Annotated in this window: 10 protein-coding genes; 7 read left to right on the top strand and 3 right to left on the bottom strand. The window is 39.4% G+C overall.

Going from position 1 to position 13,738, the window contains the following annotated elements; all coding sequences use genetic code 11:
• Position 1 precedes the first annotated feature (1 nt).
• The 3 genes from parE to alsT all read left to right on the top strand — a co-directional run bounded on the left by parE (position 2) and on the right by alsT (position 5,965).
• Positions 2-2,014 (top strand): DNA topoisomerase IV subunit B, encoded by a 2,013-nt coding sequence (parE, locus tag ERX37_RS03035; protein ID WP_165981956.1) that lies wholly within the window; start codon positions 2-4, stop codon positions 2,012-2,014.
• On the top strand, positions 2,014-4,410 hold the full coding sequence (gene parC, locus ERX37_RS03030) for a DNA topoisomerase IV subunit A (RefSeq protein WP_133429160.1): 2,397 nt from the start codon (positions 2,014-2,016) through the stop codon (positions 4,408-4,410). The genes parE and parC overlap by 1 nt, the downstream gene beginning before the upstream one ends.
• 73 nt (positions 4,411-4,483) lie before the next feature.
• Positions 4,484-5,965 carry a glutamine transporter AlsT gene (gene alsT / locus ERX37_RS03025; protein ID WP_133429159.1) on the top strand — a complete coding sequence of 494 codons (1,482 nt, stop codon included), beginning with the start codon at positions 4,484-4,486 and terminating at the stop codon, positions 5,963-5,965.
• Between the two features lie 27 nt (positions 5,966-5,992).
• On the opposite strand, the gene ERX37_RS03020 is transcribed toward alsT, so the two are convergent.
• Positions 5,993-6,979: a DUF1002 domain-containing protein gene (locus tag ERX37_RS03020; protein WP_133429158.1), complete on the bottom strand. Its 987-nt coding sequence runs from the start codon at positions 6,977-6,979 to the stop codon at positions 5,993-5,995.
• A 113-nt stretch (positions 6,980-7,092) separates the two neighbouring features.
• Between ERX37_RS03020 and glcT the strand changes: the two genes are divergently transcribed.
• The 4 genes from glcT (at position 7,093) to ERX37_RS03000 (ending at position 12,417) form a co-directional block, all read left to right on the top strand.
• Complete coding sequence (gene glcT, locus ERX37_RS03015; protein WP_133429157.1) at positions 7,093-7,938, top strand: glucose PTS transporter transcription antiterminator GlcT; 846 nt, start codon at positions 7,093-7,095, stop codon at positions 7,936-7,938.
• A gap of 107 nt (positions 7,939-8,045) precedes the next feature.
• Positions 8,046-10,109 (top strand): glucose-specific PTS transporter subunit IIBC, encoded by a 2,064-nt coding sequence (gene ptsG / locus ERX37_RS03010; RefSeq protein WP_133429156.1) that lies wholly within the window; start codon positions 8,046-8,048, stop codon positions 10,107-10,109.
• 115 nt (positions 10,110-10,224) lie between these two features.
• The gene (locus ERX37_RS03005) at positions 10,225-11,391 is read left to right on the top strand and encodes an AI-2E family transporter (protein WP_133429155.1); all 1,167 of its coding nucleotides are present in this window, start codon (positions 10,225-10,227) and stop codon (positions 11,389-11,391) included.
• A 96-nt stretch (positions 11,392-11,487) separates the two neighbouring features.
• A complete protein-coding gene (locus tag ERX37_RS03000) occupies positions 11,488-12,417 on the top strand; it encodes an LCP family protein (protein WP_133429154.1) in 930 nt (309 codons plus the stop codon).
• A 39-nt stretch (positions 12,418-12,456) separates the two neighbouring features.
• Here ERX37_RS03000 and ERX37_RS02995 read toward each other — a convergent pair whose 3' ends face one another.
• Together ERX37_RS02995 and ERX37_RS02990 are read right to left on the bottom strand one after the other, a co-directional pair.
• Complete coding sequence (locus tag ERX37_RS02995; RefSeq protein ID WP_133429153.1) at positions 12,457-12,642, bottom strand: 2-hydroxymuconate tautomerase; 186 nt, start codon at positions 12,640-12,642, stop codon at positions 12,457-12,459.
• Positions 12,642-13,655: a cation diffusion facilitator family transporter gene (locus tag ERX37_RS02990; RefSeq protein WP_133429152.1), complete on the bottom strand. Its 1,014-nt coding sequence runs from the start codon at positions 13,653-13,655 to the stop codon at positions 12,642-12,644. The genes ERX37_RS02995 and ERX37_RS02990 overlap by 1 nt, the downstream gene beginning before the upstream one ends.
• Positions 13,656-13,738 lie beyond the last annotated feature (83 nt).

The raw sequence follows: 13,738 nt of genomic DNA, 5'->3' as shown, positions 1-13,738 counted from the left end.
TTTGGTACAAAATAATCAATACAATGATGAATCAATACAGGTACTGGAAGGTTTAGAAGCTGTCAGAAAAAGACCAGGGATGTATATTGGTTCGACTGACGGCAGAGGATTACATCATCTTGTTTATGAAATTCTTGATAATTCAATTGATGAAGCACTTAATGGACATGGTACTGAGATTAACGTTACCTTAAATAAGGAAGGCAGTGTGACAATAGCGGATAATGGACGTGGGATGCCGACGGGACTTCATAAGACGGGGAAACCAACACCGGAAGTCATCTTTACGGTGCTGCATGCCGGTGGTAAATTCGGTCAAGGTGGCTATAAAACGAGTGGTGGTCTTCACGGGGTAGGAGCATCAGTCGTTAATGCCCTGAGTTCATGGCTTGAGGTGACGATTTATAATAACGGCAAGATTCACCAGCAGCGCTTTGAAAATGGTGGACAGCCTGTCACAACACTCGAAGAAATCGGTAATACAAGACGGACAGGTACAACTGTTACTTTTATGCCGGATCCTTCTATTTTTAAGCAGACGGTTCATTTTAACTACGATACACTAGCTGAAAGATTACGCGAGTCAGCCTTTCTATTAAAAGACCTTAAGATTACGCTGACTGATAAACGAAACGCAGAAGAAACGAAGGAAGTCTTCCATTTTGAAGAAGGATTAAAGGCCTTTGTTGCATTTGTCAATGAAGGTAAAGAAACATTGCATGATGTTGCAATGTTCAAAGGAGAGTCCGCAAGTATTGAAGTGGAAGTGGCTTTCCAGTATAACGATCAGTATAGTGAGACCATCTTATCATTCGTCAACAATGTACGCACAAAAGATGGCGGTACACATGAAGCAGGGATGAAAACGGCTGTAACACGTGCCTTTAATGAATATGCACGCAAAATTGGAGAATTGAAGCAGAAAGATAAAAACCTGGACGGTAATGATATTCGTGAAGGGATGACGGCTGTTATCTCTGTTAAGATTCCTGAGGAACTGCTGCAGTTTGAGGGTCAGACCAAGTCCAAGCTTGGGACGAGCGAGGCGAGAGGTGCAGTAGATAACGTGATTGCTGAACAGCTGCCGTATTTCCTGGAGGAGAATGGTAAGCTATCCCAGAACTTAGTCAAGAAGGCAGTTAAAGCATCACAGGCGAGAGAAGCAGCACGTAAAGCACGTGAGGAAGCGCGTAATGGTAAGAAAAAACGAAAAGATACGCTGCTATCCGGAAAACTGACGCCTGCACAAAGTAAAAATACAGAGAAAAATGAACTTTATCTAGTCGAGGGAGATTCTGCCGGCGGTTCGGCAAAACAAGGTCGAGACCGTAAGTTCCAGGCGATTCTGCCGTTACGTGGTAAAGTCATCAATACAGAGAAAGCAAAGCTTGAAGATATATTTAAAAATGAGGAAATCAATACGATTATCCATACAATCGGGGCGGGTGTCGGCAGTGATTTCTCATTGAAAGACAGCAATTACAATAAAGTCATCATTATGACCGATGCAGATACAGACGGGGCCCATATTCAAGTCTTACTTCTTACATTTTTCTTTAATTATATGCGTCCGATGCTTGAAGCAGGTCGTATCTATATCGCACTTCCGCCACTCTATAAAGTATCAAAAGGTAAAGGGAAAAATGAAGTCATCGAGTATGCCTGGACAGACGAAGAACTGATGGAAGTACAGAAAAAAGTCGGTAAAGGTTTCATGCTGCAGCGCTATAAAGGTCTTGGTGAGATGAATCCGGATCAGTTGTGGGAGACAACGATGAATCCTGAGACACGGACATTGATTCGCGTTCAGATCGATGATGAAATACGCAGTGCTAAACGTCTGACGACTTTAATGGGTGACCGAGTAGAACCCCGTCGTGACTGGATTGAGCGCCATGTTGAATTTGGTATGCAGGAAGATGTCGGTATTCTTGATAATGATGAGGTTCAACTTCTTAATGAGGATGAAGATATTTCAATTATTGAAGATGTCGAGTTAGGAGATGAAGTATAATGGCTGAACAGATTCAGATTCTGCCGCTTGAAGATGTAGTAGGAGACCGTTTTGCCCGCTATAGTAAGTATATTATTCAGGACCGTGCCATACCGGATGTCAGAGATGGCCTGAAGCCTGTGCAACGTCGTATTTTATTTGCTATGCATCAGGAAGGCAATACATATGATAAGAACTTCAGAAAGAGTGCTAAGACAGTCGGAAATGTCATCGGTAACTATCATCCGCATGGTGATACATCCGTCTATGATGCCATGGTAAGGATGAGCCAGAACTGGAAGTTAAGACATGTCCTTGTTGAAATGCATGGTAATAACGGGAGTATTGATAATGATCCTCCTGCAGCGATGCGTTATACAGAAGCAAAACTGTCGAAGCTTGCTGACCTGCTTCTCAAAGATATTCAGTATGAGACAGTGGACTATGTTCAGAATTTCGATGACACAGCCATGGAGCCAGTCGTACTTCCAGCACGATATCCGAACCTGCTTGTCAACGGTTCAACAGGTATCTCTGCAGGTTATGCAACGGATATTCCGACGCATAACTTGAAAGAAGTCATTGATGCAACTCTTCTCGTCATGGAGAATCCTGAAGTAGATATTGAGCGAATTATGCAGGTCATGCCAGGACCTGATTTTGCAACAGGCGGCATTATCCAGGGGAAAGCAGGCATCAGACAGGCATATGAGACAGGTAAAGGTAAGATAGTTGTACGCGGTAAAGTTGAGACTGAGGAACTACGTGGCGGTCGTAGCCAGATTATCGTTTCGGAAATCCCTTATGAGGTAAATAAAGGTGTCTTAGTTAAACGAATTGATGAACTGCGAGCAGATAAAAAAGTAGATGGTATCCTTGAAGTACGTGACGAATCTGACCGACAAGGTCTGAGAATCGCGATAGAACTTAAGAAAGATGCCAATGCTGAAGGTATCTTGAACTTCTTATACAAAAATACGGAGCTGCAGATCAATTATAACTTTAATATGGTGGCTATCAGTGACCGTCGACCTAAGCTGCTAGGTGTACGTGAGATGCTGGACAGCTATATCAGACACCAATATGATGTAGTGACACGGAGAAGTGATTATCAGCTTCAGCAGGCACAGCGTCGTATGCATATCGTTGAAGGTCTTATTAAGATTATTTCAATTCTTGATGAAGTGATTGAAGTGATTCGTCACTCTAATAATAAGCAGGACGCAAAGCAGAATTTAGTCGATCAATTTGATTTTACGATGGAACAGGCAGAAGCGATTGTCACGTTACAGCTCTATCGTCTGACGAATACTGATATTGTAGCGCTTGAAAAAGAACATGATGAGCTGGCGAATAAAATCAAGGAACTGGCTGCGATCCTTGCAGATCCTAAAAAGCTGAAACAGGTTATCAGAAAAGAGCTGAAGCAGGTTCAAAAAGAATATGGTGAAGACCGCCTCAGTCAAGTTGAAGATAAAGTGGCTGAAATCAAGATTTCAAAAGATATTACAGTACCTAATGAAGAAGTGATAGTCAGTTTGACCCGTGATGGTTATGTTAAACGCACATCTATCAGAAGTTACGGTGCAAGTGAAACTCAGGAAGTGGGTGTAAAAGAAGGAGATATGCTTCTCAGTCATGTGCAGACTAATCTTCAGCACACTCTTCTTGTTTTTACCGCTTTAGGTCACTATTTATATATCCCTGTCGTCAACCTGCCTGATATTAAGTGGAAGGAACTTGGAACACATATTTCTCAAATTGTTCCACTGAAAGAACAGGATTCAGTCATCGGCATGGCAGCTGTTCCGACTTTTGACACTGAACAGTATGTCGTTTCGGCGACACAGAACGGTATGATCAAAAAGACACCCCTGCGTGATTATCAGACCAGTCGTTTTACTCGTCCGATTGTCGGCATGAAATTAAAAGCAGATGATAAAGTGATTTCCAGTGAAGTAGTGACAGGTGATCATCCTATCATTGTCATTACTAAAAATGGTTACTCACTCGTCTATGCATTAGATGAGGTCAGCGAGATGGGTCTTAAGGCAGCAGGTGTTAAGTCCATTAATCTCAAAGAAGATGAAGTGATTGCGACGCGTATTATTACTGAGGGCGAACTGCTGATTGCTACACAGCGAGGGGCAGTCAAGCGGATGAAGCTGGATATTGAACCTGGTAAACGTGCTAACCGTGGTCTGTTACTTCTCAAAGAATTAAAATCAAATCCTCATCGTATCGTTGATGCATGGATTGTCCAGCCTGAAAATCAATATCAACTGATATCAGATAAGGGCGAGGCCGTCGTTAATCCGGTGAAGTCAGTCCGTTTGACTGAACGATATACGAACGGCAGCTTTGCAGTTGATGAAAATAGTTTTGGTAAAGTCGTCGCTATGCATATTATCGATTAAAAAAAGAAAGTATATTTCAGACATTATGTGTTAAAATACGTACATCACGTATTTTTATACAGGGGGAAAAACAGTGGATTTTAACAATATTAATTTTGATGCACTTATACCTGAATGGTTTAAGACCATCGTATCAACAGGTAATGATCTAATCTGGACACAGTTTCTGATTGGTCTATTATTACTGGCAGGGTTATTTTTCAGTTTAAGCTCACGCTTCATACAATTAAGATGGTTGCCGGAAATGTTCCGTGTTATCGGTGAGAAACCTGAGACACTTGATAGTGGTGAGAAAGGGATTTCTTCATTCCAGGCATTTGCTATCAGTGCTGCGAGTCGTGTCGGCACGGGTAATATTGCGGGTGTTGCAACTGCCATTGTATTAGGTGGTCCAGGTGCAGTGTTCTGGATGTGGGTCATCGCATTTTTCGGTGCGGCTTCCGCGTTCTTTGAAGCGACACTTGCTCAGGTTTACAAAGTACCTGACAAAGAAGGCGGCTTCCGTGGAGGTCCTGCTTACTACATGGAGCAGGGACTCGGACAGAAGTGGCTCGGTACAACGTTTGCTGTTCTGATTACTGTGACCTTTGCATTTGTATTCAATACAGTTCAATCAAATACTATTGCCGAGAGCTTTAATACACAGTATAGTATCGCACCTTGGATCACAGGGCTGATTCTTGCAGTTATTACAGCACTTGTTATCTTTGGTGGTGTACGTTCAATCGCTAAAATCTCTGCAACGATTGTACCTGTCATGGCTATTCTCTACATTCTGCTCATTCTGTTCATCTTGCTTACACATGCGAATATGATTATCCCGATGATTATTTCTATCGTTAAAGGTGCATTTGGTATGGAGCAGGCATTTGGAGGTGCGCTTGGTTTTACTATTATGCAGGGAATTAAACGTGGATTATTCTCAAATGAAGCAGGGATGGGGTCAGCCCCTAATGCTGCAGCAACTGCTGCTGTATCTCATCCTGTGAAACAGGGTCTGATTCAATCACTCGGTGTTTTCTTCGATACGATGATTGTATGTACAGCTACAGCGATCATGATTTTACTTTATACAGGCCTTGAATTTGGCGATAAAGCACCTCAAGGTGTTGCAGTTACTCAGGCAGCCTTGAACAGCCATGTAGGTACGTTCGGTGGTATGTTCCTGACAGTTGCGGTATTCCTTTTTGCTTACTCATCTGTGATTGGTAACTATTATTATGGTCAGTCTAACATCGAATATATTACACAGAATAAAGCTGTAATGTTTATCTTCAGATTGTTAGTAGTGATTATGGTCTTCTTTGGTGCCGTTGTGAAAGTAGAAACTGTATGGGCAACAGCGGACCTCTTTATGGGACTGATGGCTATCCTGAATATTACTGCCATTATTGGTCTGGGTCATGTGGTGTTTGAAGTTGCACGTGACTATGCTGATCAACGTAAGAAAGGACTTAACCCAGTCTTCAAAACTAAAAATGTGAAAGCAGATTTATCTGAAGTAGAGACATGGGGAGAAAATCCTTATCATTTAAATGAAGAACTGAAAAAATAAGACGATGCCTGAGCATCGTCTTATTTTTTATGAGAAGATAGATTTAAAGAAATTAGCGATAGCATTGAAGAAGGATTGGATAGCAGCGACAAATTTATCCCATACACCTTGTTCATCAAGAGAGTTCTTCAATTCTTTACCAGCATCTTTCGCTTTATCAGCAGCATTCTTAAATGTATCAGAGTTTTTGATATCGTTGACATAACCTGTTGCACTGTCTATAATTTTGTTTGCATTGTCACCAGTGAACACACCTTGCTGCTGGGCATTATTAATAAAATTAACAATGATATTGATCTGATTGTCATTGAGTACATTATTTAATCCGTTATTATTGATCTTTTCAACTACAACATTTTTAATTTCAGTGACTGATAAATTGCCACCTTGTTTTGCAATTTCTGCTTTAGCTTCTGCAATAGCTTTATTCAGTTGTTCTTGTGAGAAGCCGTCTACGTTCTGATTTTCTTCAGTGATGGATGTAATAGAATCTAGTTCATTCTGGGCAGCCTGTGTCTGTCCTTGGTCGATAGCTTCACCTTGAGTTTCAAATGCTTTGTAGACGCCAGCAAGAGCACTTTCGCCTGTTACATCTTCTGCAGCAGCGATTTTAACATCTGCATCTGTAACACCTGCTGTCAGTAAGGCATTTTTATAAGTATCCTCAGTAATTTTTGTGATTTTACCTTTTGATTCATCGATATTGAGTGTGAGACCTGAACCTTTAGCAAGCTTTTTAATGCGGATACTTGATTTCAGTACATTATCTGAAGATTGAAGATTTAAATACTTCCCTAGATCCGCAGCGTTAACATAAGCGACTTTATCATTATCTTTAGTGCCCAGTAGTTGTTTTGTCGTATTCTGCATATCTGCATTGGACTGAAGAGCTGCTCCGTATACGGTTACTGCTTCTTCCCATGCTTCTTCAGTGACTGCATAAGTAGGTTTTGATAAAGATATAAGCAGTACAAGTGACAACGCTGCTATGAACCATTTCATCGGTCGTTTCATTTAGAACATCTCCTTTGTAATTAGACTTATATTCGATATACTGAAATATAAGCTTAAAAATATTATAGCATTGATTAAAAAGTCTGACATGGGACTTAAGGACGAGGTGAAACATGGGGAACTATTTTATTGAAAAGTCATTGAATAATAATGTGCTGGTAGCGACTTATCATGGTGATGAAGTCATACTGGTCGGTAAAGGCATCGGATTCAATAAAAAGGTCGGAGATATTATTGATACAGATAGTGTGGAGAAAGTATATGAACTTAAAACATTTCAGGATCAGCAGCGCTATAAGACGCTGATGGATATAGCAGACGATGAAGTGATTAAAGTTGTGATCGAAGTAGTTGATAAAATCAAGGATATGATTGAAGAAGAGGTGAGTGATACGCTGCTGCTTTCTCTGACTGATCATATTATATTCGCCATTAAAAGAATGGAAGACAATATTTTAATCTCAAACCCTTTCAGTAACGAGACGGAAGCACTCTATCCGCGGGAATATAGTGTCGCTTCTACTGCCGTCAATATGTTGAACGAACGACTAAATGTTTATCTGCCTGAATCAGAAGTCGGATTTATTGCATTGCATATCCATTCATCGATCAGCAGACAAAGCATCCATGATATGAATCTTATGACAGAGGTCGTCGCTAAGGCTGTACAGATTATTGAGCATGACCTGAAGATTGAAGTAGATAAAAATTCTATCATTTATGCTCGATTTGTCAGACATATCAGTTTTGCTGTCCAACGTGTTATGGCTAATGACGTAGCACCTGAACAAAGAAATTTGGAAAACCTATTGAAAGCGCATTATCCTGTCTGCTATAATGTAGCTATTAAGATTGTAAAAATGATGCAAACATTGTTAAATAAACCTGTTTACGAATCAGAACTTGTCTATTTAACTATGCATATACAGCAATTCAATACTGAAGCTTTAGACGTGTAACTGATTATGCAGGCATGAGTTTAAGGCTGGTACAGAGGGACCAGTCTAAACTCATGCCTTTTTTGCGTCATTTTTATGTGCTTAATATATTACAAGGAGGTTATTTTATGTTTAAATCGTTATTCGGTCAACTGCAGCGTATCGGTAAAGCATTAATGCTGCCAGTAGCCATCCTGCCAGCAGCAGGTATTTTACTCGCATTCGGTAATGCGATGCACAATGAACAGCTTGTTCAATTTGCACCGTGGTTAAATTCCGAATTCTTCGTTATGTTGTCAGGTATTATGGAATCTGCCGGTCAAGTTATATTTGACAACTTGCCTTTATTATTTGCAATCGGTACAGCACTTGGACTGGCGGGAGGAGACGGTGTTGCGGGACTTGCTGCTTTAGTCGGTTATCTGATTATGAATGCCACAATGGGTAAGATTAAGAATATCACCATTGATAATATTTATAGTTATGCTGAGGGTGCAAAAGTGCTCGGACAGTCTGCAAGAGAACCTGCACATGCTCTCATTTTAGGTATCCCGACACTTCAGACAGGTGTATTCGGTGGTATCATTATCGGGGCTGTCGCTGCTTGGTGCTACAATAAGTTTTATAATATTACACTACCTGCCTTTCTTGGATTCTTCGCAGGTAAACGTTTTGTTCCGATCATAACATCTGTTATGGCTATTATCACTGGGATTATTCTGTCACTCATCTGGCCACCGATACAAGGTGGATTAAATGAACTTTCACAGTTTTTATTAGATAAAAATCTTGTTTTAACTACATTTATTTTCGGTATTATTGAACGTGCTTTAATTCCTTTCGGTCTGCATCATATCTTCTATGCACCATTCTGGTTTGAATTTGGTCAGTACACCAATGCAGCTGGTAATATTGTGCGAGGAGACCAAAGTATCTGGATGGCTCAGATGAAAGATGGTATTCCATTTACTGCCGGTGCATTCACAACAGGTAAATATCCATTTATGATGTTTGGTCTGCCGGCTGCGGCATTCGCAATTTACCGTCAAGCTCGTCCTGAGCGTAAAAAAGTAGTAGGCGGTTTAATGTTATCTGCTGCTTTAACATCATTCCTTACAGGTATTACAGAGCCGCTTGAATTCTCATTCTTATTTGTTGCACCTATTCTGTATGGTATTCATGTATTACTAGCAGGTACGTCATTCCTTGTGATGCATTTACTGAATGTTAAAATCGGTATGACATTTTCTGGTGGTTTCATTGACTACACATTATTTGGATTATTGAACTGGGATCGCACGAATGCACTACTTGTTATTCCGGTCGGTCTCGTCTATGCTGTTGTCTATTATTTCTTATTTACATTTGCGATTAAGAAGTTCAACTTAAAAACACCTGGACGTGAAGTTGAAGAAACTGTTTCTAAAACTTCAGAAGCGGGTGAATTACCATTCCACGTGCTTGACGCAATGGGTGGCAAAGAAAATATCAAACACTTAGATGCTTGTATTACACGTCTTCGTGTTGAAGTAAAAGATAAAGCGAAAGTTGATAAAAATGAATTAAAAGCACTTGGTGCAGCGGGTGTTCTTGAAGTAGGTAACAACATGCAGGCTATCTTTGGTCCAAAATCTGATCAGATTAAGCATGATATGGCTCGTATTATGTCTGGTGAAGTATCACGTCCGGCTCAAGCAGAATCTACTGTACCTCTAGAAGAAGTAGTGGTAGAGAACAGTGCAGGATTAACTGAAGTCTTTGCACCGATTAGCGGAGAAGTGGCTGATATCACAAAAGTGCCTGATGAGGTTTTTGCGGGCAAAATGATGGGTGATGGTGTTGCTATTATTCCTGAGAGTGGAGAAGTATATGCGCCATTTGATGGTGTCGTTAAAATGGATTTCCCAACTAAACATGCACTTGGTCTGGAGTCTGAAGAAGGGCTTGAAATGCTGATACACTATGGTCTTGAGACAGTTAGCTTAAAAGGTCGAGGTTTTGAAGTATTAGTAAAACCAGGTGATAAAATTATTATTGGACAGCCGCTTCTTAGAGTAGACCTCGATTATATCCGTGCACATGCTAAAAGCGATATAACACCACTTGTATTTACGAATTTAAATAATAAACAAATGATTGATGTACGTTATGGACACGTTAAACATGGCGACAAAATAATGGAAATCAAGTAAAATGAAAGCTCCGGGCAACCGGAGTTTTTATATAATTATTAAATTATTATAACTTTATTATGTAAACTAAAATAATTTAATAAATTTAATATATAATAAGAAAAGGGAGGATGTTATGTTTAAAAATAACCGTATTGTTGCATTTTTAGGTGGTACAACCATTATTTTTGCACTTGTTGTTGCCATCTTAATCGGCATTTTAATTCTTGTCTTTAATGAAGTTTCATTTATTTTTTCCCCGTTCATTATCATACTGAAAACGATCAGTGGGCCTATTATTGTCGGCTTCATCTTCTTTTATTTATTGAATCCTGTCGTTAATCTGCTTGAAAAATTTAGAATCAAGCGTCTGTGGGGGATTATTCTGCTTATTTTAATTATTGTGGGTCTATTAGTAGGGATTATCACACTGGTTATTCCACTGATTCAGCAGCAGGCCTTACACTTTGTTAATCAATTTCCGTCCTATATCAGCCATCTGACAGATGCTTTTGATGATTTTACGCGTAATTCATTTTTAGAACCTTATATTGCAGATGTACAGCGCTGGTTATCTGAGAATCTATCAAATATCCAGAAGCAGGCTACAGATTATTTGAGCAATCTTCCTTCTAAATTCCGTTCTATACTGGATACTTTGATGAGTGTTGCCATTGTTATAGGTACGTTTCCATTCGTATTATTCTTCTTGCTTAAAGATGGTGATAAATTCAGAAGATATTTCATTCGTCTGATGCCACCTAAATTCAGACAGGATGCACATGACATACTTGAAAAAATGGATGTGCAAGTCGGTTCGTATATTCAAGGCCAGCTCATTGTTTCTTTATGCATTGGTGTTCTTCTTTATATTGGTTACAGCATTATCGGTCTCGAATATGCCCTTATATTAGCTTCTATTGCAGCTGTAACAAGCGTTGTCCCTTATTTAGGTCCCACTATTGCCATCAGTCCTGCCATTATTATCGCACTTGTAGATTCACCGTTTACATTACTTAAACTTGCTGTCGTCTGGATTGCTGTGCAATTTCTGGAAGGACATTTCATCTCTCCGAACATCATGGGTAAAACGATGCAGATTCATCCCCTAACCATTATTTTCGTTTTACTCTGTGCAGGTAACTTGGCAGGTATTGTAGGTGTTATTTTAGCTATACCGGCATATGCCATCATTCGCGTAGTGGTTTCACATCTCTTTGAAAAGTTTAAAGGGCGGTATAATCACTATCTCGCAGATGATTCAGGCACTTACGACAAACATGATGAGAATATTAAAGAATAGCTATTAATTTAGCTGTATCTGTTGATTTCACTTGCATTTTGATTTTAGATTGGATAAGTTAATAATAGCGTTTCTGAAGAGCGGAAGAGGGTTAAGATGACTACGTATAAAAGTAAGAAGAAAAGAAGATTACGCAAATTACCATTTGTTATTTTAGGTTTGATAGTCTTGTCCATTTTACTTATTTTCTGGATTAAATCAAGCTATGAGAATGGCATTCAATTCGCCAGAGATCATGGCAAAAAAGAACAAACCTACAAATTCGATGGTCCTATAAAAAAAGACGGTAAAGTGAATGTACTGATTCTCGGACAGGACCGCGTGGTGGATGGTTCATCACGTACAGACTCTATCATGGTCGCACAGTATGATTATCTTCATAAAAAAATGAAATTAATGTCTATTATGCGAGATATATATGCTGAGGTACCTGGCTATCAGAATTATAAAATTAACACTGCTTATACGCTCGGTGGTCCGGAACTGCTGAGACAGACTTTAAAAAAGAATCTGGATATTGATCTTGAATATTATGCTATCATTGATTTCAAAGGCTTTGAACAAATGGTAGATGAATTATCGCCTAATGGTGTGCCGATTAACGTCGAAAAAGATATGTCTGAAAAAATCGGTGTTGAACTTAAGAAGGGGCAACATAATCTATCAGGTAAAGAACTGCTTGGTTATGCACGTTTCAGAAATGATGAGGAATCTGATTTCGGTCGTGTCAGACGTCAGCAGCAAGTAATTAAAGCACTGCAGAATGAAGTCATTTCATTGTCTACCGCGCCTAAAGTACCTAAACTTGCAGGTATCGCAAGAGGGTATGTCGATACTAACATGTCAAATGGAGAAATCTTTAAAACAGGGGCTTCTTTTGCTATTAGAGGAGATAAAGATATTCAGACGCTTGTCGTACCGGTTAAAGATAGTTTTTCTTTTCAGGATGTATACGGAGTAGGTAGTGTACTCGATATTGACAAAGAAATGAATAAAAAAGCGATCAAAGATTTTCTTGATAAATAAAAAGATTCGTACTCTTATGACAAGAGTACGAATCTTTTTTTAGTCTTCTGATTTAAGTTTACCGTTGACTGCGTAGCGTTCTTTTTTTAATTCTTCGATAAATACGTGAATGTTTTCTTTCGGCGCATTAGTATTTTTGCTGACAACTTCTGTCACTTCAGCGACCATTGCTTTCAGTTGTTCCTCTGAACGACCTTCTATTAACTCAATTGTGATGAATGGCATTATCTATTCTCCTCACTGTACATTCTATATGTTGATGATCCTTGACCATCTTTCCAGTCGTGTACATCATCCGCTTCCATAAACTCAAGATTGACATCAACCACATGGGGCTGTTCAAGCAATTTATAAGCAATATCTTTCTTGATTTCTGAAAGCTGTCTTAAATTATAATCTGCATGAGGTGTTTCAAGAAGGGCTTCTAAATGCAAGTCTTCACCTTCCTTAAGGACCGTTAAGCGTTTGATATCTGTCACATGATCATTCTCAAGGATAATACGTGAAGCTTGGACTTCCATCTCCTGGTCAGAGACACCAATTGCACCTGCTGCATTTTCAAGGAAAACACGTGCAACGACATAGAACATCATTAAACCGATAACAACTGACACGATACCTTCAATCTGACCAAATCCAGTCAAACGCGCAATGATGATTGCAAGAAGGGCAAGGACACCACCACCTGTAGCCACTGTATCTTCTAAGAAAACCAGTTTTGTAGCAGGCTTTGCTTTTTTTAAGTTAGCATAACTTGTTGTAAAAGGGTGAATACCTGTAGTTGGCAGATGTGCTTCTTCCAGTACCTCTTTACCAGCTTTATATAAGACAGAACTTTCGAGAACGATACCGATCAGTAAAACACCTGCATTAATCAGAAAATGATTAAAGTTTTCGTCGCCAGATGCTGGATGTTGAATATGATGGATACCTTCAAGAATTGTTTCATATGCAAGTATCGCTACGATGATAACAGCGAATAGGCAGACGATATTAACAAGACGTCCATAACCAAATGGAAATTTTTCATTTGGCTTTTTCCTAGAAACTGCTGAACCTACCCAGACGAATAGTTGATTGGCTGCGTCACCAAATGAATGCATCATCTCTGCGAACATAGCCACGTTACCTGTAACTACATAAGCCCCAAATTTGAGTAAACCTAAAATGAAATTGACAATTGCAGCCATTAAGGAAGACTTACTTCCCTTTTTTAATAATGCGAATAAACCTGTCATATCTTCTACTCCTTTTTTCAATATGTTGTTCTCTTCCCTATTATATGCGATGATATACTTAAATAAAATAAGAAAAATATAAA

The sequence above is a fragment of the Macrococcus hajekii genome, assembly GCF_004359505.1.
Taxonomy (GTDB): domain Bacteria; phylum Bacillota; class Bacilli; order Staphylococcales; family Staphylococcaceae; genus Macrococcus; species Macrococcus hajekii.
This window is presented reverse-complemented; position numbering and strand designations above follow the sequence as displayed.